The organism is Streptomyces sp. NPDC025793, assembly GCF_055558375.1.
Genome location: NZ_JBVHMR010000005.1, coordinates 139,730 through 159,284, shown reverse-complemented (window position 1 = coordinate 159,284; position 19,555 = coordinate 139,730). Strand labels below are relative to the sequence as shown.

Here is a 19,555-nt window from a genome sequence, read left to right as displayed (position 1 = left end):
GCGAGCCGTGCACCGACTGATCGGCGGGAGCGGGCGATCGCGAAGCACATGGCCGGTGCCGGGTGCGTGCCCAACGGCCGGCGGCCCCTGCCGGAGTCGGCCTCGGACCGCCCGCCGCGGAGCGGGGCCAGGGCTACGACACGCGTGTGCCGTACCCCTGGCCCCTGTCGAACGGGTATCAGGCGCAGTTGTGTGCGCCGCTGGTGCTGGATGCGACAACGACGTCGGCCAGGCCGCCGAGGGCGACGAGGTGTACGGCGTTGACGGTCAGGCCGTGGTCCGCGCCGGGTGCCGGCACCTGCTCGTTGACGATCAGTTCGGCTCCGCCGGCCAGCTTGATCACGCTGTTCGGTGCGGTCGGCACGGTGACCGGCACGCCGGCGACGGTCAGCTTCATCGTGGCGCCGCCGTGCGACCCCGTGCACGTGCTGACCGACGTCGAGGTGACGCCGCTCAGTCCGATCAGCGGCAGGCCCGGCAGCCCGATCGTGGTCTGCTGCAGCGACGCGGTCGTCGTGACCGTGCCCGGTTTCCAGGTGGTGCTCCCGTCGGCGCACAGCGCGGCCGCGTTGACCAGCAGGGTGTGCAAGGTCGCGGTGCACGGGGTGGTGGTCCTGCTCGGCTGCGCGGTGCGGATCGCGCCGGTGTCCGGCGTCGGTGGGACCTTCAACGCCAGGAGCAGCGCGTTGACCTGCGCGGACAGGCCGAACGCCCGCCCGGTGAAGTACTCCAGCCGGGCCGTGGCGGGGCCGGTGGACGCACGGTGGAACGGGTCGCCGGCGAACGTGGCGGTGACCGGCAGGGTCGCGGTGTCGTTCAGCGGCTGGTTGAGTGTCGGGACGGTGCAGGACACGGTGCCGGATCCGTCGGTGGTGCCGGCACAGCTCTGCTGCGCGGCGCCGCTGCCGACGACGATGGTCACCGGGCGGTCGGCGACAGGCGCCGCGCCGTCCTCCCGCAGGACGCCGGACAGCGTTGCCGGCCCGCCGTCGGCGAGATGGTTCGGCCCGGTGTAGGTGAGGTCGGTCTCCTCGCGCGTGATGGTGAACGCCGTGGTCGCGTGGCTCGGCAGCGTCCGGTCGTCGCCCGTGTAGCGGGCGGTCAGTGTGGTCGGGCCCGCCGCCTGGCCGGGGGTGAGCCGGCAGTTCGCCGAGCCGTTGGCGTCGGTGGTCGCCGAGCAGGTCCGGCCGGGGCCGCCGTCGCCGAGCGCGAACGAGACGGTCGCGCCGGTGAGGGGTTTCCCACCGCTGGTCAGGCCGGCGGACGCGGTGAAGGCGTCGTGATAGTCAGCGGTCCTCGCACCCGTGTACGTCAGCACGGACGGCTCCGGGCCGCTCGGCACAGTGAAGCCGATCTTCGCCGAAGTACCGGTCTCCCCGGCGCCGTTGGTCCCGTCGGCCCAGATCTGGTGCGTCACACCTGGGGTCAGAAGGTTCGCCGGCACCGTCCAGGAGGCCACCTTGGTGCTGCTGCCCGTGTGCTTCAGCGGGTCGAGGGTCCAGTCGTACCCGGGTGACGTCGACCCCGACGGCGGTCCGCCGAGGCTGCCCTCGCCGGCACCGTCGGTTCCGGCGATCACGGTGCCGTCGATGTAGTAGTGCTCGTGGGCCAGGTCCTCCTTCCCGTCGCCGGTGTTGTTGTCGACGCTGGCGGTCAGCGTGACCGGGCCGGTCAGGGCCTGGCCGTTGCTGATGCCGTGCACGGTCAGCGACGGCGCCGCTGATGGCGGGGGTGTGCCACCCGCCGGGTCGTGGAGCCAGCTGACGCCGACCATGTGGGGGAACGGGTGGACGACGCCGTTGGACACGACGATGGTGTTGCTGCCTCCGGGGTTGAAGTTCTCGTCCATCACCTTGAGTGTCGCGGAGTGGCTGCTGTCGTAGGCGGCCGAGACGACGATGCCGACGTGGCCGTCGCCGTTGTACGCGGAGACGTCGCCGGAGCTGATGACGTCGCCCACCTGGGGCAGTTCGGCGGCGGTGTAGGGCTTACCGTGCCCGTACATGACGAGCTTCTTGCCGCTGGCCCGGTCGGTGAGGCCGTCGTAGGCGTTGGCGAAGTTGTAGCCGTGCCCGACGAACTGGGGTGGGACACCCCATGCCTGATAGGCGTAGCGGGTGGCGAGCTCCACGCACTGGAACTCCTCGACCGGTGCGCTGCTGCCTCCGAAGTACGTCGTGTACTCGGTCCCGTGCGACCTGCCGCCGCTGAAGTTGCCGCAGGACTCCAACCCCTCCCAGGAGTTCTGCATCTTCTCGCCGTGGGCGTGGTTGACGTCGCAGTCGCCGCTCCACCAGGACGGCGTGGACCCGATGCCGGGAACCCCGGCGTTCGCCCTCTCGGGCGCGGCCGTGTGCGCGCTCGTGTGCGCCCTCGTCCGGACGGTGGTGTGCGCGCTCGCATGCGCTGTGGGGTGTGCCACCGTGGACAAGGTGCTGGACGACGTGGAGGACATCGTGGTGGGGGCGTCGGGATCGGGTGAGGAGATGACCAGGTCGTGCGCGAAGGTCGAAGCGTTCGCGTAACGGTGGTCCTTCTCGGCCCGGATCACCCACAGCCGGTTGCCTGCCGCGAGCACCCAGGTGTACCGGTCGATCGCGGAGGGGCCGGACCGGTCCAGTGACACGCGCGGCCGCGTGTATGTGCCGGTCGCCTTCTGTCCGAAGGCGGAGATGCTTGCGGCCCTGTGCGGGACTCCGCCCTGCGCCAAGGCCAACTGCCGCTGCCAGTGGGCGGCTTCGGCGGCCGAGGCCGCGCCGAGGCCGGGGTTGCCCGGCAGGGTCGTGCCGAACGGGACGGTGGTGATGGCGACGTTCGTGAAGGGGGTCATCGTGGTGGCCGAGGCACTCTGGGACGAGTCCCCTGGGGCGCTCACGGCGAACGGTACCGCCGGAAGGTCCCTGGAAGAGACCCGCAGTCGGACCCCGTCGAGGCGAAAACCCTTCGCGGTGGCGGCGGTGCCCGCGGCGGGAGCGGCGGCATGACCGGGGGGTGCCGTTGCCGTTGTCGCTGTCGTTGCTGTTGTCGTCGCCGACGCGGCCTGGCCCGGCGAACCGGCCAGGGCGATCACGGTCGCGGCGAGCGCGACCCCAAGTCTCGTGACGCGGGGCGTCCTCACTGATGTCCTCACGGCTTCTCTTCTCTTGTCAGCGACAGGGTGTCCGCGTCGGACTGCAGGGTGCTGCCGCCGTCCCCCTGGAGACAGGTGTGGACGCTCAGACTGTCCGCCTGTACATCCGGCGCAAGGCGGACCAGAACCTATGACGGCTGCGGGCCGCGCGAAGGACCTGTTTGCACGGTGAAGCGGTCCTTCCGGTGCCGAACTGCACAGCGGCCCAACTCCGGTACCGGATAAGGGGATCGGCGTTCGCCTTCCTCGCGCCGGACCCATTGACCCCACAGGGGCTCGCCCTTACCTTTTCGGCGTTCGGTATCACAGATGTTGTACGAAATACCAGACAGTGCTTACGGAGGCAGTCCGCATGAGCCGTGACCACGCCCGGCCCGAAGTCCCCAGCCGCCGACTGGTGCTGAAGGGTGCCGCGCTGGCCACGGGCGCCCTCGCCACCACGACCGGCACGGCCCACGCGGCCCCCGCCCATGCCACCGGGAAGACGGCCCCCTACCTGAACCCCCTGGTCCGCCGACGCGCCGACCCGCACATCACCCGGCACACCGACGGCCACTACTACTTCACAGCCACCGTCCCCGAGTACGACCGCATCATCCTGCGCCGCTCCCGCACCCTGAACGGCCTCGCCACCGCCGCCGAGTCCGTGATCTGGCGGGCCCACGCCACCGGCCCCATGGGTGCGCACATCTGGGCCCCCGAGCTGCACCGCATCGGCGGCAAGTGGTACATCTACTTCGCCTCGGCCCCCGCCGAGGACGTGTGGGCGATCCGCATCTGGGTGCTGGAGAACGCCAACCACGATCCGTTCACGGGGACATGGACCGAGCGAGGCCAGATCCGCACCGCCTGGGAGACGTTCTCCCTCGACGCCACCACCTTCAAGCACCGCGGCACCCGCTACCTGGTCTGGGCGCAGCACGAGCCCGGCATGGACAACAACACCGCACTGTGGATCTCGCAGATGGACAACCCCTGGACCCTCACCGGGCGCCAAGTACGTCTGTCCACCCCGGAGTTCGACTGGGAGTGCGTCGGCTACAAGGTCAACGAGGGCCCGTACGTCCTCCAGCGCAACGGCCGCATCTTCCTCACCTACTCGGCCAGTGCCACCGACCACCACTACTGCATGGGCATGCTCACCGCCGACGCCGGCAGCGACCCGATGGACGCCCGCAGCTGGACCAAGTCACCCGTACCGGCCTTCACCAGCGACGCCACCACCCACCAGTACGGCCCCGGCCACAACTGCTTCACCGTCGCCGAGGACGGCCGCAGCGACGTGCTGGTCTACCACGCCCGCCCCTACAAGGAGATCACCGGCGACCCCCTGAACGATCCCAACCGGCACACCCGGATCCAGAAGCTCGGCTGGAAACCCGACGGCACCCCGGACTTCGGCGTGCCCGTCGCCGACACCGTGAAGGAGAGTGCGTGAGATGAGACGCGTGTACGCCCTCCTGCTCGCCCTGTGCTGCGCCCTCACCGCGGCACTGACGGCGGCCGGACCCGCGCAGGCGGCACCGCAGACGATCACCAACGGCACGCAGTTCACGGACACTTCGGGCAGCGTCCTGCACGCCCACGGCGGCGGCGTCATCAAGGCCGGCTCGTACTACTACTGGTTCGGCGAGGACAGGAACAGCGACAACACCTTCCGCTCCGTCGACGCCTACCGCTCCACCGACCTGAGGAACTGGGAGTTCCGCGCCCACGTCCTCACCCAGTCCTCCGCCCCGGAACTGTCCACCGCCTACATCGAGCGGCCGAAGGTCGTCTACAACGCCGCCACCGGCATGTTCGTGATGTGGATGCACAAGGAGAACGGGGTCGACTACACCCAGGCCCGGGTCGCCGTCGCCGTCTCCTCCACCGTCGACGGCGGCTACACCTACCGGGGCAGCTTCCAGCCGCTCGGCGGGTACCAGTCCCGGGACATGACCACGTTCGTCGACACCGACGGCACCGCCTACCTGGTCTCGTCCGCGAACGACAACTACGACCTGAACATCTACCGGCTCACCGCCGACTACACCGGCATCGACAGCCTGGTCGCCAGCCCCTGGCCCGGCGGACACCGCGAGGCCCCGGCCCTGTTCAGGCGCAACGGCGTCTACTTCATGCTGACGTCGGGCGCCACGGGCTGGAGCCCCAACCAGCAGCAGTACGCCACCGCCACCTCCCTGGCCGGCCCCTGGACCTCCTGGAGCAACGTCGGCGACTCCACGGCATACGGCTCGCAGACCGCCTACGTCCTTCCCGTCCAGGGAAGTTCGGGCACCTCGTACCTGTACATGGGCGACCGCTGGGGCAACTCCTTCGGCGGCACGGTCGACGACTCCCGGTACGTCTGGCTGCCGCTGACCTTCCCGGCCGCCACGTCCATGTCGATGTCCTGGTCCCCGGAGATCACCGTCGACACCGCCGCCGGCACGATCACCGGTACCAGCGCCACGTACCACACGGTCATCGCCCGGCACAGCTCCAAGTGCGCCGACGTGCCGAACCAGTCCCTGTGGCAGGGCGTCGCCGTGGGCCAGTACACCTGCAACGGCGGCACCAACCAGAAATGGTGGTTCAAGGACCTCGGAAACGGTTACTACTCCCTGCTCGGCCGGGGCAGTTCGCTGTGCCTCCAGGAGAACGCGAGCAACGTCACGCAGGAGAACTGCACCGGAGCCACCGCCCAGCAGTGGTCGGTCGTCACCACGGGTTCGTACGTGAACATCAAGGCCCGCACGACCGGCGAGTGCCTGGACGTGTCCGGCGCGTCCACCGCCGACTCCGCCGCCCTGATCACCTACACCTGCAACGGGGGCACGAACCAGCAGTGGACACGCGGAACCTGACGACGAATCGGCCGGCTCGGAGCTGCGCGTTCAGGCCGGCACAGTCAGGCCAGCAGATCGATCGCGTCGATCGCCGTGCCCGCGCTCAGATATCCCGTCGTCCCCGAACCGCTCACCACGTTGATCTTCAGCACGTTGTACCGGCTGGTGTCCGTGAGCCACGCACTGGCCGGGACGCTGTAGGCGAAGGTGCAGTTGTTGCCCCGGTAGGAGCCCACCGTCAGGGACCGGGTGCTCGGCTGCGTGGGCGGGGAGGGGACGGGCGACGTCCAATCGTTGACCGTGACCTGCGGCCGGCCGTTGGCGTAGGCCGTCGTCACACCGATTCTCAGGGTGTGCGCGGCCGCGGCCTGCGCGGCGGTCAGCCTGAAGTACACGATCAGGCCGCTGTTGACGTCCTTCCACAGGTAGCAGGGGAAGGCGGACGTCTCGGTGCCGCTGCCGATCACCACATTGCCCGTCCAGGCGGACGCCCGTACGTCCGAGGGGTGCGCGTACGTCATCAGGTCCGCGTTCTTGAACCCGCTCGGCGTACCGTCCCAGGAACCGATCCGCCAGACCGCGCTCGCGTTCGACGGGTCGTTGGACGACGGGATCGCGATCGTGTTGAGGGTGGTCGTCGCGCCTGCGGATACGGTCGTCTGTGTACTGTATACAGCCAACTCGCCTTTGTAGACAGTCAGCGTGTATACACCCGGCAGGATTCTGGATACCGAGAAGTACCCGTCCGACGCCCGTGCCGTCCCCCAGTACTGTGCCGAGGTGTTGGCGAGCCCGACCGTGTACGTGTACGCCGTGTCCCGCCCGCTGATGCCGACACCGGCCACCCGGCCCCGGCCGCCGTCGGCGACGTACCCGGAGATGCCGAGCGAGTCGGCCCACGACGTGGTGAGGGTGCCGTGGTACAGCGTGGACGAGGGCGCGCCACCGTCGGTGAAGGCGATGACGTACGGGCCCTGGAGGCCGAAGCGCTCGGACTCGGTCTGGTTCTCGCCGTAGTGGAGGATCTCGTACAGCCCGCCGCCGTCGGCGCTCTGGTGGCGCAGCAGCGAGCGGTAGAACGGGCCGCCGGAGGCCTTCTCGTGGTTGCTGCGGACGATCCACAGGCCGACGCTGCCGGTGGTCCAGCCGATGCAGTCGTAGTCGATGACGCGGTGCTTCGAGTAGTGCTTGGAACGGGTCTGGCCATCGGACTTGGCGAAGACGTCCGAGGCCTCGACGGTGCTGGTGGTGTAGGTGTAGGAGTCCGGCTCGTCGTTGAGGAACAGGCCCGCCCGTACGCGCACGATGTACCGGGTGGCCGTGACCGAGGAGTCGGCCTTGTTCGTCCACAGGTAGATGTTGTTCTCGCCGCTGCGGGCCGCGTAGTAGTGCCGCAGGGTGCCGTGGGCGACGGAGATCAAGATGGTCGAGCCGGACTGCTGCAGTGTCACGGCGGAGGTGCCGAGGCCGGACTCGACGTGGGAGTTCTTGCCGCCGTAGCCCTGGTACTCGGTGCCCTTGTACACCAGCGAGGTCAGGTCGCCGTTGGTCTTGCTGACCTTGAAGACGAGGCTCGCGCCGGTGTCGACGACGTAGTTCGAGCCGTCGTCGCTCCAGCCGAAGCCCGCCGCCGACGCGCTGGGGGCCGGCGGTCCGGCCAGGGCCGCCGTACCGGCGGCGGCCGCGGCGGTGACGACGAACGCACGGCGGCTGACCGCTCCGCTCACGCCGTCCGCGGCGCTCGCGCCGTCCGTGCCGTTCACGTCGTCCCTGCCGTTCGGGATTCCGGACATGGGGGTGTCTCCTTCGGGAGGTCCGGGCAGTGCGGGTGTGAGGCAGGGTGACAGTTGAATCGTTTCCGCGAAAGGGCTTTCGCTGCCTTGCGGTTGGCAACCGTGTGAATTCGGTAAAAGATCTAGAAAGCGCTTGCCCATGAGCGGTACGGTCCACGAGCCGGACCTTGCCGATCGCCGCGGAGGCCACGGGTGAGACGTTTCAACGCCGTGCGCGGCGCCGTACTTGCCGCGGTCACGGCCACCCTCTGCGCGACCCTGGCGGCAGCCCCCGCCCAGGCCCGTCCCGGGCCCCGGCCGCTCGGCCCGGAGAACTGCACGGACACCGGCTGCCACTTCGACGTCCCGCCGGGCACCTACGACGTGACCGTCCGGCTCGGCGCCGCGACGGCCTCCAGCACGGCCATCACCGGCGAGACCCGGCGCTCCCTGCTCCCGGAGACCGCCGTCGCGGCCGGTGCGCGGGTCACCCGCGGCTTCACCGTGAACGTCCGCACCCCCGAGGGCGAGCCGACCGGCCCCGCCGGAACCCCCGGCCTCGACCTGGCGCTCGGCGGCTCCGCCCCCGCCCTCGCCGGCATCAGGGTCACCCCGGCCCGGCACGCCCGGCAGATCATCCTGATCGGCGACTCAACCGTCTGCGACCAGCCCGCCGCCCCGTACTCCGGCTGGGGCCAGCAGCTCCCGCAGTACCTGCACACGGGCCTCTCGGTCGCCAACTACGCGGCCTCCGGCGAGAGTACGGTTGGCTACCTGGCCGATCCGCGGCTGTGGGACACGGTCCGGCCGCTGATCCGCCCCGGCGACCTCGTCCTGGTCCAGCTCGCCCACAACGACAAGACCACCGACGAGGCCACCTACCGGACCAATCTGGAGACCATGGTCGCGGGCATCCGGGCCCAGGGCGGCGAGCCGGTGCTCGTCACCCCGATCGTGCGGCGCTGGTTCAACGCCGACGGCACCCTGGACAACGGCACCGCCCTGCTGGTCAACGGCCTCGGCGTCGACCTCCCGGCGATCATGCGCTCCGTCGCCGCCACCGAGCACGCGGCCCTCATCGACCTCACGGCGCGGACCAAGGCGCTGGTGGAGTCCCTGGGCGTGAAGGGCTCCAAGGCGATCTACCTCTACGACGAGAAGCGCGACAACACCCACACCTCCGTGCACGGCGCGACCGTCTTCGCGGGCCTCGTCCGCGACGCGCTCGTGGCCCGGCGCCTGGTGCCCGAGGGTCTGGTGCGGGTGGGATGAACGCCTGGGGCGTCCCGACCGGAACCGGGGCGCCCCAGGTCCCGCGACGCATCGGGGCACCGCTCCTCGTGCGGCGGACGGCGTCCATGGCCCGGCGGACGTCGCCCGTCGTTCGGCGCACGCCGAAGTGTCCGGCGCCTAGCGTGGTCCCATGACCGCAGAGCCCACCGTGACCGCGACCGCACCCACGTTCGCCGCGCTGCACCACCGCCCGGGCGAGCCGTTGCTGCTGCCCAACGCCTGGGACCACGCCTCGGCCGCCGCGCTCGCCGCCCGGGGGTTCCCGGCGATCGGCACGACCAGCCTGGCCGTCGCGGCGGCGGCCGGACTGCCCGACGGCCGGGGCGCGACCCGCGAGCAGACCCTGGCGCTGGCCCTCACACTAGGCTCGGAGCCGTATCTCCTCTCCGTCGACGCGGAGGACGGCTTCTCCGACGACCCCGACGAAGTCGCCGAACTGGCCCGCCAGTTGTGGTCCGTCGGTGTCGTCGGCATCAACCTTGAGGACGCGCTCGGACCGGCCGACCGGCACGCCGCGAAGATCGCGGCGGTGAAGGCCGCCGTGCCCGGCCTGTTCGTCAACGCCCGCACGGACACGTACTGGCTGGGCGACAGCGACGGCGACGGCGACGACGGTGACAGTGACACCGTCGGGAAGGACACGCTGAACCGCCTCGACGCCTACCAACAGGCGGGCGCCGACGGGGTATTCGTACCCGGGCTGACCGACCCGGACCGCATCCGCCGCCTCGTCCGGCACCTCGACACCCCGCTCAACATCCTCTACTCGCCCACCGGCCCCACGGTCTGTCACCTCGCCGACCTCGGCGTCGCCCGGGTCAGCCTCGGATCGCTCCTCTATCGGCGGGCGCTGGGGGCGGCGCTGGACGCGGTGGCCGACATCGCGGCCGGCCGGGTGCCGGGCGGTACGACGCCGTCCTACGCCGAGGTGTGCGCGCCGGACAGGAATGTCGCGGTGAGCAGGCCGGCGAACTCCTCGGGGTGATCGAGGGCGCCGAGATGCCCGCCCGGGAACTCGACGAAGGAGCCGCCGAGCCGGTCGGCGAGCAACTCACCGGTCCGGTAGAGAAGTTGGCCGCGTGAGCCGGCCCCGGCGGCGAGGGTGAGACGGGCCCCGGCGGCAGGGACGGCCGGGACGTGAGCGGTGAAGGGACGCAGGACGTGCGCGAGGAAGACGCCCATCGGGGTCGCCGACTCACCCTCGGCGGGTGGCCGCCCGGCCCCGTCGAACTGCGCGAGCAACTCGGCCCGCCGCTCCGCCCCGTCCGGCAGCACCGTCACACACGGCGGCTCGTGCGCCACCACTCCCGCCAGCCGCTCCGGGTGCCGGGCGGCCAGGTCGAGTACGGCGATCCCGCCGGAGCTGGTCCCGAACACATACGCCCGCTCGCCCGGCGGCAGCACGGCCTGCAGCAGCCGGTGCGCCCCCTCGCTCCAGTCCGCCGGACGCTGGTCCGGCACCGGCAGGCCGAGCCGCCCGTGGGCGAGCCCCAGCGGGTCGTACGTCACGACGGTGAAGCGCCGCGCCAGCCGCTCGGTCAGCGGCCCGAACCCCATGGGGTGCCCGGCCCCGCCCGGCACGATCAGCAGGACGGGACCACTGCCCGTGACATCGTGGTGCGGGGATTCAGCCATCGTTCCTCGTCTCCCGGGGCCAGTGCGTGAGGGCGAGGTGCAGGGCTTCCACGGCCTTGTCCCAGGAGGCCCGCACCTCGCGGGCCGCGCCGAAGCCGCCCGCGGACTCCAGGGCGCAGTAGCCGTGGAACGTGCTGCGCAACAGACGTACGGCGTCGGTCAGATCGGGCTCGTCCAGGCCGTAGGCGCGCAGCATCCCGTAGGTGATCTCGGCCGTGCGGCGCATCGCGGGGGAGTCGGTGATCAGGGACTGGTCGATGCGGATCTGGGTGGCCGCGTACCGGCCGGGGTGCTCCAGGGCATAGGCGCGGTAGGCACCCGCGAACGCGGCCAGCGCGTCCTTGCCCGCCCGGCCCGCCACGGCCGCGGCGATCCGCTCGATCAGTTCGCCGCCCGCGTGCAGCGCGAGCCGGGTCCGTAGGTCCGCAAGGCCCCTGACGTGCGAGTACAGACTCGCGTCCCGCACCCTGAAACGGCGGGCCAGCGCGGACAGGGTGACCTTCTCGAAGCCCACGTCGTCGGCGAGTTCGGCCGCCGCCGCGATCAACCGCTCGGTACTGAGCCCTGCGCGCGCCATCGTCCGACCCCTCCTCCTTGGATACCCAGGTTATATCCTAGGAGGCCTAGGTTCGGAGGGAGGAGGGTGCCGGACTTCGGGGGACGTGGAGCCGCGCGTCAACTGGTCCGTGAGAACACGAAGGAGAACTCCGCCGGTTCGGCCCGCAGGTGGTACTGCGGCAGCGGGCCCGGTCCGCAGGACTGCGAGCCGATGCCGTGCTGACCGTGGTCGAGGTTCACCCAGACAGTGCCGCCCGGCGTGAGGTCCGTGCGATGGGCGGCGGCGTCCAGTTGCTCGGTGGTCCAGCGGCGGACGGTGAGGAGGAACTCCGGGTCGCCCTCGATGCGCAGACCGCCCAGCTCCGCCCAGCGGACGTCGATCCGGGCGCCGTTCTCCTGCGGACGGACGTACGGCGTCTGCATACCGTCCACAGTCGACTGCCAACGGCCGACCGTCGACGCCATCCTGGTGTCTGCATACGCCTCACCGGGCCCGCCGCCGAACCACCGCACCTCGTCGGCCGCCGACAGGCCGAGGCGGACGCCGAGCCGGGGCAGCGGGACGGGCCAGTCGCCCTCGGGGGTCGTGTATACAGTCAACCGTAGACTGTCTCCATCGGACGTCCAGCGGTATACCGTCGACAGTCCGACCTCCGCCGCCGCCGGTGCCACCCGCGTCCGCACGGTCAGCGCGGCCTCGCCGGCCTCCACCGCGTCCAGCCGGTGCCGCATCCGGTGCAGACCCAGCTGACGCCACCGCAGGCCGTAGCGCGTGTCGCTCTGCCAGGCGGCGCCGTCGTCGTTGTCGGTGGTGGCCCGCCACACGTCGAGCCGCAGACCGGTGACCGGCACGTCGCCGATCGCGGTCAGGGTGCCGGTGCGGGCGTCGAAGGTGCCGGGGCCGAGGGTGATCACCCCGGCGCCCGGCACCGGGCGGGCGGTCGGCGCGACCGACGGCACGCGGCGCGGCGAGGCCGGGACCTGGCCCCAGGCGACGACGTGGCCCTTCGGCGCCCACGGGGTCTCGGCGGCGAGGACCGCGCGGACCGTCCAGTGGGCCTCGCCCGTCGGCGCCGTGGCCGGCGGTGCGGGCAGCTTCACGTCGGCGGACTCGCCGGGCGCCAGCGCGGGCACCGTCAGCGTGCCGGACCCCACCGGCTCCCCCTCGACCTCGTACGACCACGAGAACGCGAGCGCCGACAGGCCGGCGAAGTCCTGCTTGTTGGTGATCCGGACCGTGCCGTCGCCGGCGGTGCCGCTGATGCCGACCGGTTCGATCACCTTCTTGAACTCGGCCAGCCCGGGGGAGGGCTGCCGGTCCGGGAAGAGCAGGCCGTCGCAGACGAAGTTGCCGTCGTGCAGTTCCTCGCCGAAGTCGCCGCCGTAGGCGTAGCCCAGCCCCGGGTGGGTGATGCCGTGGTCGATCCACTCCCAGACGAACGCGCCCTGGAGCCGCTCGTGCGTCTCGAACAGTCGCTGGTAGTCGGCGAGTCCGCCGGGGCCGTTGCCCATGGCGTGGGCGTACTCGCAGAGAATGAAGGGGAGTTCGCGGCGTTTGCGGGTGCCGCCGTCCAGGCGCCGGCCGATCCGTTCGACCTCGGCGTGGGAGGCGTACATGCGGGAGTACATGTCCGTGTCACGGCAGTCGATGTCGCCCTCGTAGTGCACGAGGCGTGAGGCGTCGCGGTTGCGGATCCACTCGGCCATCGCGGTCAGGCCGCGGCCGGTGCCGGCCTCGTTGCCGAGGGACCAGATGACGACGGAGGGGTGGTTCTTGTCCCGCTCGACCATGCGGGAGGCGCGGTCCAGCAGGGCCGGGGTCCAGCGGTCGTCGTCGACGGGGTTGTCCCGCCAGCCCTGCTCGGTGAAGCCGTGGGTCTCCAGGTCGCACTCGTCGATCACCCACAGGCCGTACTCGTCGCACAGGTCGAGGAAGGCCGGGTGGGGCGGGTAGTGGGAGGTGCGCACGGCGTTGATGTTGTGCCGCTTCATCAGCAGCACGTCCTCGCGCATGGTCGCCAGGTCGAGGGCGCGGCCGTGGTCCGGGTGCCACTCGTGCCGGTTGACGCCCTTGAACAGGACCCGCCTGCCGTTGACCTTGATCAGGCCGTCCGACAGCTCGACGGTACGGAACCCGATGCGCAGCGGCACCCGCTCGCCCTCGGTGGCCAGCTCGCCCGTGTACAGCCGCGGCACTTCCGCCGACCACGGCTCGACCGGCACGGTCACGCTCTCGCCGGTCGCGAGGTCGATGCCGAGGTCCGCCACGGTGACCCGGCCGGGCACGTCGGAGTCGACCCACAGGGTGCCGGTGCCGGAGAGATGGTCGTAGGAGGCGTGGACGAAGAAGTCGGCGGCGGCGCCCGCCGGGCGGTGCAGCAGGGTGACGTCACGGAAGATGCCCGGCAGCCACCACTGGTCCTGGTCCTCCAGATAGGAGCCGGCCGACCACTGGTGGACGCGGACCGCCAGTACATTGTCTACAGTCTTCAAAAGACTGCCGACCGCGAACTCGTGCGGCAGCCGCGAGCCCTTGAACTCGCCGATCTCCGTGCCGTTCAGCCACACCCGGGCGCAGGACTCCACCCCGTCGAAGCGCAGCACCGCGCCGCCCTCGGCGAGGTCCGGCCAGTCCGCTGGCAGGTCGAAGACGCGCAGATGGTCGCCGGTCGGGTTCTCGGTCGGCACACGCGGCGGGTCGACCGGGAACGGATAGAGGTGGTTGGTGTAGATCGGGGATCCGAAGGCACCACCGCCCTGGAGGACCCAGTGGCCGGGGACCGAGACCTCGGCCCAGTCACCGGCGTCGTAGCCCTCGGCGGCGAAGGAGTCGTCCTCGGCGTCGGCCGTCTGCGCCAGCCGGAAGCGCCAACTTCCGTTCAGCGAAAGGGACATGGAGTCGGAGGAGGCGTACCAGGCGCGTGGCGGCAGTGCGCCTGAGCCCGGGGAGACGTCCTCGACGTAAGCGGTTTCAGCGGTGGTGCGGAAAGACATCGTTCTCCTCGCTCAGCCCTTGATACCGGTCTGCGCGATCCCCTGCACCAGCCAGCGCTGAAGGAAGAGGAACACGAGCAGCAGGGGCAGGATGGACACGGCGGTGGCCATGAAGATCAGGTGGTAGTTCACGGTCTGGTTGGTCATGTACGACGACAGGGCGACCTGGACCGTCCAGGCACTCGGGTCCTGGCCGATGACCAGCGGCCACAGGAAGGAGTTCCAGCCGTTGATGAACGTGATGGTCGCCATCGCCGCGAAGAAGTTCAGCGAGTTGGGGACGACGACCCGCCAGTACGCGCCCCAGTAGCCGAGCCCGTCCACCCGCGCCGCCTCCTCCAGCTCCTTCGGAAACCCGAGGAAGTACTGCCGGAACAGGAAGCAGGTGAAACCACTGAACAGGCCCGGAATGATGAGCCCCCGGTAGCTGTCGACCCAGCCGAGGGACGAGACCAGGACGAAACTGGGCACGAAGGTGACGGCCGTCGGCACCATCAACGTGGCGAGGACGGCGTAGAAGACCTTGTTGGCGTGCCGGTAGGGGATGCGGGCGAGGCCGTAGCCGGCGAGCGAGCAGATCAGCAGGATGCCGGCGGTCATGAGGACGGCGACGACCATCGAGTTCCACAGGGACCGGGCGAAGTCGACCGTCGTGTCGTCGAACAGCTCGGAGATGTTGCCCCACCGCAGATGGCTGGGGAAGAACTGCCAGTTCTCGCCCGTGATCTCCGCGTCCGTCGACAGGGCGTTGCGGACGATCAGATAGAAGGGGACGAGGAAGAGCACCGCGGCGACGCTCACGGCGAGGTAGAGGCCGGTGTTGCCGAGGACGCCGGCGCGCCGCGCACGGCGGCTCTTCGCGCCGGCCTCGGGTACGGACGTGGTCACGTGGACTCCTCCCCCCGGCCGAAGCCCATGATCCTGCCCTGGAACAGGGTGACGACACAGATCAGCAGGGTCAGGATGACCGCGCCGGCACTGCCGGAGCCGTAGTCCTGACTGGAGCCGAGGGCGGTCTTGTACAGGACCATCAGGGGCGTCTGACCCCAGGTCGCGCGGGTGGTGATGAGGTTGTAGAACTCGTCGAAGGCCTGGTACGCGGCGATGAGCAGCAGCAGGATCACCGCGGTGGTGGTGGCGCGCAGCTGGGGCAGCGTGATGTACCGGAAGGTCTGCCAGCCGCGCCTGGCGCCGTCGATGGCCGCGGCCTCGTACAGCTCGCCGGGGATGTTCTGCAGGGCCGCGAGGAAGAGAATCATGTAGAAACCGGCTTGCAGCCACAGCCGTACGGTCACGATGACCAGCCAGTACCAGGGCGGGCTCGGGTTGGACACCCAGGCGATGTTGTCGACGCCGAACCAGCCGACGACCGTGTTCGCCAGGCCGAAGCGGACGCCGTTGAACAGGGACATCTTCCAGATCAGCGCGGCGGCGACATAGCTGCACGCGGTCGGCAGGAAGAACACCGAGCGGAAGAAGGCGCGCAGGAGGCGCAGCCGGTGCACCAGCAGGGCGAGGCCGAGGGAGAGCGCCCAGGTGGTCGGCACGATGAACGCGGCGAACACCGTGAACGTCACCAGGGATCCGGTGAAGTCGCTGTTCGACAGCATGTGCCGGTAGTTGTCGAGGCCGACGAAGTGGCTCGGGGTGACGGTGAAGCGGGCGTCGTAGAAGCTGAGCCAGACGCTCCAGACGATGGGGACGAAGACGAAGATCACCAGGCCGATGAGGAACGGGCCGGTGAAGAGCCAGAAGTTGAGGGTCCGGTTCGCGCCGAGAGCCTGCCGCGGCCGGGCTCCGGAGGTCCCGGCCGGGGTGGGGCGGGCGATCCCGCGGGTGGTGGTGGTCGACATGTCGCAGTCCGTCCGCCGGTCTATCCGAAGAGCTTCTTCAGCTCGCGCTCGACCGTCCTGCCGGCCTTGTCGAGGGCGGCCTCCGGGTCACCGCCCTGGCGCACGCAGTCGGCGATGACCGAGTCCCAGGCGCTCCACATGGCCTGCGTCCAGCCGATGTTGTCGAAGTGACCGTAGGTGTTGAACAGCTTCACTCCCTCGGCGGCCAGGCCCGACTTGAGCTTGTCGGCCCGGGCGGCGATCGACGTGCGCGGCGGGATGTGGAAGCCGTAGGAGGTGGCGAAGTCCTCCTGGTACTGCTTCTGGTCGATCCACAGCCACTTCACGTACTCCTTGGCCGCGTCCACGTCGCCGCCCTTGGCGTTGACGAACATCGACCAGCCGCCGTTGTAGACCGACGGCCTGCCCTTGCTGCCGACCTTCGGGAAGGGCAGGACGCCGAGGTCGTCGCCGAGCGCCTTCTGCATCACGGGCATCGCCCACATGCCGCAGAACTGGATCGCGCACAGCCCCTGGCTGATCGCGGACGGGTCCCAGAAGTCGGCCGGGGCGTCCAGCAGCAGGCTGCCGCTGGTGAACAGCTTGCGCAGTTGGCGCAGGCCCTCGACGACCCCGTCGGTGTGGAAGCCGATCTCGTTCTTCGCGGTGAGGGTCTCGGCGCCGGCGGACCAGATCAGGGGTGCCTCGATGGCGTGCAGGTCGTTGCCGAGGAAGAGGCCCTTGACCTTGGGGGTGGTGAGCTTGGCGGCGGCCTCGATCAGCTCCTCCAGGGTGGTCGGCACCGCGACGTTCGCCTTCTGCAGCATCGACTTGCGGTAGAAGAGGAACTGCGGGTCGTCGATCATGCGGACGCCGTAGATCTTGCCGTCGTAGCTGTGCGAGGCGATGTCGGCCGGGTTGAAGTCGTCCTTGACCGGCTCGATGATGTCCGTCAGGTCCGCCACCTGGCCGCTCTTGACCAGCTGGATCTGCGGGTGGAACTCGAAGACGTCGGGCGCCTGCTGGGTGAGCAGGGCGGCGAAGAGCTTGGTCTCGTAGTCGGCGCCGGTGATCCACTGGGTGGACACGTTCGCCTTCGAGTACGCCTTCGCGTACCGCTTGACGGCCTGCTCCACACCGGCCTCGCCGTACGCGTGGAAGTACTGCTGGAGCTGCTTGCCCGAACCGCCGCCCCCACGCCCGTTGTTGCTGCCGCACGCGGCGAGCGGGGCGGCGGCGGCCAGGCCGGCGGCGGCCCGGAGGAGCGAACGGCGGTCCCAGTGGCTGTTGCTCTGTGCCGACATGCTGACGTCCTTGTCTTTCGAGTACGGCGGGCGGCTCGGTGCGGCGGCTTGCGGCTTGCGGCTTGTGGCATGCAGCGCGCGGCGTGCGTGTGCGGCTCTGCGCCCGAGGGCCGGACGGCCTGGTGGCCCAATGGCGTGAAAAGGAGGGTGCGGTGCGGGACGTTAACCTTCGGCTAAGGCTTCGGCAAGGGGTTGGACGAAGTCTGTTCGAAGAGTTGCATCTGGTTCGGAATCACGAACGGAATGTCGGGGCAGGGGAGATGAGGGCCGCCGGGTCAGGGGTGCGGCCGGCGGCCCTCGATCAGGGGGAGTGCGGACTGACGGAGGGGACTACTGCCGGGACCAGGCCTCGTTGGCGCCGCCGTTGCAGCTGTAGACGATGACCTTGCTGCCGTCCGCGGTGGCCTGCCCGCTGACGTCGAGGCACCTGCCCGACGCCTCGTTCACGATCTGCCCGTTGCCGTTCAGCAGCCAGCGCTGGGTGCCGTCACCCGTGGCCGCGGCGCTCGCCTCCAGTCCCGAACCGCCCGCCGTCAGATAGCCGTTGGCACCCTTCAGCGTGCCGGCGGCGTCGTACGACCACGCCTGGTCCGCCGCGCCCGTGCACGTGGCGATCGCGGCCCCCGAGGCGTCGGCGGTCAGGCACTTGCCGGACTGCCTGCCGGCCAGGGCCCCGGTGACCGCCGAACCGCCGTGGCCGCCCTGTGGCTTCCGGTCGAAGACGTACGTCGTGATCGAACGGGCCGCGAGCGTCGCGGACACGGTCCCGCCGCGCACCGAGGGCCTCGCGACCCTCGCCCAGTCCTCGCTCGCGGAGGTCCGTACCGCCTGCGTCGCCCGCACCGGGGCCGCGCTGGCGAAGTGCAGGTTCAGCGCGGTGTCGGTCGTGTTGTGGTTGTTCACCACGACCACCCACTGCCCGTCCCGGTCGTACGACGACACCTCCACGCCGTCCGGCGCCCCGGTCACGTCGTGCGCGACCGCTCCCGGCCGGACGAACTTGCTGTACTGGCCGAGCGCGTAGTACCGCTTGGTGAAGTACAGCCGCTGGTCGCCGTTCGCCGCGTAGTCGGGGTCGTAGTAGATCAAGCCGTCGTTCCAGCCCTGGTCGTTCTTCGCGGTCGGGCTGGTTCCGTACCCGCTCGCGAGCGCCACCCACCACTGGAACGCCGAGTCGTGGGAGGTCGCGAAGTCCTTGTAGATGATCCGCGACATCAGCAGGGCGTTGTCGATCGTCGGGTCGTACTCCTGGTTCCAGCCCGTCGTGCCCTTGCCGAAGCAGCAGATCTCAGTGGCCCAGGAGGTCTTGCCGACCGACCTCGACGTCTCGTAGACATTGCCGAGCCGGCCGTCGTCCGGGTCGTCGTACGTGTGATGGGCCAGCCTGGCGACGTACCGCGCGGTGCCCGGCTGGGCCATCCACTGCGGCACTTCGCTCGTGAACTGCGTGGTCTTGCTGGACTCGTCCGCGATGAGCGACGTCTTCTGGTGCCGGGTCCGCTGCTCGGCGCCGAGCGCGCGCACGATGTCGTCGCGCTGGTCCACCGGGACCGGCATGCCCTCCTGACCGCAGTCGGCGAAACTGTTGTCCGGCTCGTTGAACGGGCTGATGTAGTCCAGCCGTACGCCCTTGCGCGCGAAGTGATCGGTCACGTCGGCGACGTACTTCGCGAAGTCGCTCTCGTTCTCGGCCTTCAACTGCCCGCCGCAGCTCCGGCCGTTGGTCGTCCACCGGGCGGGCGCGCTGTTGACGAAGCCGATCAGGTCCTTGACCCCGTACTTCGCGGCGTACGCCAGGAACGTCCGGCCGCCCTTGTCCCGGCTCCAGTCGTAGGAGCCGTCGGCGTTGAGGAAGTCCTCGGCGGCGCGGGCCGCGGTGGTGACGGCGGTGCCGCCGCCCCCGATGTTGTAGCGGTACGAACTGAGGTCCAACCCCTCTGGGGAGAACAGGAGTTGGGCGACCCTGGCCTGCACCTTCGGGTCGAAGTGCGTCAGGTCGTTGACCCACCAGGCGCCCGAGGCGCCGATGTCGTCGATGGTCTGGGCGGCGTGCGGGGAGACCTCGGCGGCGGCCGGGGTGGTGGTCGCCGGGGCGTTGGTGGCGCTCGCGGGCGGGGAGGTGAGGAGGGCGGCGCCGAAGGCCAGCGCGGCCGGGACCGCGAGCAGCGGGGATCTCCTGCGGGGGTGAGACACGTGCATCCCTTCC

General features: G+C 70.3%; 13 protein-coding genes. 4 read left to right on the top strand and 9 right to left on the bottom strand.

Translation table 11 applies throughout. The features are described 5' to 3' along the window. Positions 1-178: 178 nt before the first annotated feature. Positions 179-2,875, bottom strand: coding sequence for a choice-of-anchor P family protein (locus tag ACZ4MF_RS13050; RefSeq protein WP_467492087.1), 2,697 nt, complete (start codon positions 2,873-2,875; stop codon positions 179-181). 607 nt (positions 2,876-3,482) lie between these two features. Here ACZ4MF_RS13050 and ACZ4MF_RS13045 point away from each other — a divergent pair. After that, a complete protein-coding gene (locus tag ACZ4MF_RS13045; RefSeq protein WP_467492086.1) occupies positions 3,483-4,568 on the top strand; it encodes a glycoside hydrolase family 43 protein in 1,086 nt (361 codons plus the stop codon). Position 4,569: 1 nt separating this feature from the next. After that, positions 4,570-5,979, top strand: a complete 1,410-nt coding sequence (locus ACZ4MF_RS13040; RefSeq protein WP_467492085.1) for an RICIN domain-containing protein — start codon at positions 4,570-4,572, stop codon at positions 5,977-5,979. Between the two features lie 44 nt (positions 5,980-6,023). On the opposite strand, the gene ACZ4MF_RS13035 is transcribed toward ACZ4MF_RS13040, so the two are convergent. Next, positions 6,024-7,754: a rhamnogalacturonan lyase B N-terminal domain-containing protein gene (locus ACZ4MF_RS13035; RefSeq protein WP_467492084.1), complete on the bottom strand. Its 1,731-nt coding sequence runs from the start codon at positions 7,752-7,754 to the stop codon at positions 6,024-6,026. Positions 7,755-7,946: 192 nt separating this feature from the next. On the opposite strand from ACZ4MF_RS13035, the gene ACZ4MF_RS13030 reads away from it, so the two are divergent. Together ACZ4MF_RS13030 and ACZ4MF_RS13025 are read left to right on the top strand one after the other, a co-directional pair. Next, on the top strand, positions 7,947-9,005 hold the full coding sequence (locus ACZ4MF_RS13030) for a rhamnogalacturonan acetylesterase (protein ID WP_467492083.1): 1,059 nt from the start codon (positions 7,947-7,949) through the stop codon (positions 9,003-9,005). A gap of 151 nt (positions 9,006-9,156) precedes the next feature. Then, positions 9,157-10,011 (top strand): isocitrate lyase/PEP mutase family protein, encoded by an 855-nt coding sequence (locus ACZ4MF_RS13025; protein ID WP_467492082.1) that lies wholly within the window; start codon positions 9,157-9,159, stop codon positions 10,009-10,011. Here the strand turns inward: ACZ4MF_RS13025 and ACZ4MF_RS13020 are convergent. From ACZ4MF_RS13020 to ACZ4MF_RS12990, 7 genes are all read right to left on the bottom strand, one after another. Continuing rightward, positions 9,945-10,661 (bottom strand): alpha/beta fold hydrolase, encoded by a 717-nt coding sequence (locus ACZ4MF_RS13020; RefSeq protein ID WP_356021922.1) that lies wholly within the window; start codon positions 10,659-10,661, stop codon positions 9,945-9,947. The genes ACZ4MF_RS13025 and ACZ4MF_RS13020 overlap by 67 nt on opposite strands. Next, the gene (locus tag ACZ4MF_RS13015; protein ID WP_467492081.1) at positions 10,654-11,238 is read right to left on the bottom strand and encodes a TetR/AcrR family transcriptional regulator; all 585 of its coding nucleotides are present in this window, start codon (positions 11,236-11,238) and stop codon (positions 10,654-10,656) included. The genes ACZ4MF_RS13020 and ACZ4MF_RS13015 overlap by 8 nt, the downstream gene beginning before the upstream one ends. Positions 11,239-11,336: 98 nt before the next feature. Then, positions 11,337-14,213, bottom strand: a complete 2,877-nt coding sequence (locus tag ACZ4MF_RS13010) for a glycoside hydrolase family 2 TIM barrel-domain containing protein (RefSeq protein ID WP_467492080.1) — start codon at positions 14,211-14,213, stop codon at positions 11,337-11,339. 12 nt (positions 14,214-14,225) lie between these two features. Continuing rightward, positions 14,226-15,101, bottom strand: coding sequence for a carbohydrate ABC transporter permease (locus ACZ4MF_RS13005; RefSeq protein WP_467492079.1), 876 nt, complete (start codon positions 15,099-15,101; stop codon positions 14,226-14,228). Then, positions 15,098-16,066 carry a carbohydrate ABC transporter permease gene (locus tag ACZ4MF_RS13000; protein WP_467492078.1) on the bottom strand — a complete coding sequence of 323 codons (969 nt, stop codon included), beginning with the start codon at positions 16,064-16,066 and terminating at the stop codon, positions 15,098-15,100. Before ACZ4MF_RS13000 ends, ACZ4MF_RS13005 begins: the two co-directional genes overlap by 4 nt. 20 nt (positions 16,067-16,086) lie before the next feature. After that, positions 16,087-17,349, bottom strand: a complete 1,263-nt coding sequence (locus ACZ4MF_RS12995) for an ABC transporter substrate-binding protein (RefSeq protein ID WP_467492077.1) — start codon at positions 17,347-17,349, stop codon at positions 16,087-16,089. Between the two features lie 330 nt (positions 17,350-17,679). After that, positions 17,680-19,548 carry a glycoside hydrolase gene (locus ACZ4MF_RS12990; RefSeq protein WP_467492076.1) on the bottom strand — a complete coding sequence of 623 codons (1,869 nt, stop codon included), beginning with the start codon at positions 19,546-19,548 and terminating at the stop codon, positions 17,680-17,682. Positions 19,549-19,555: the final 7 nt, after the last annotated feature.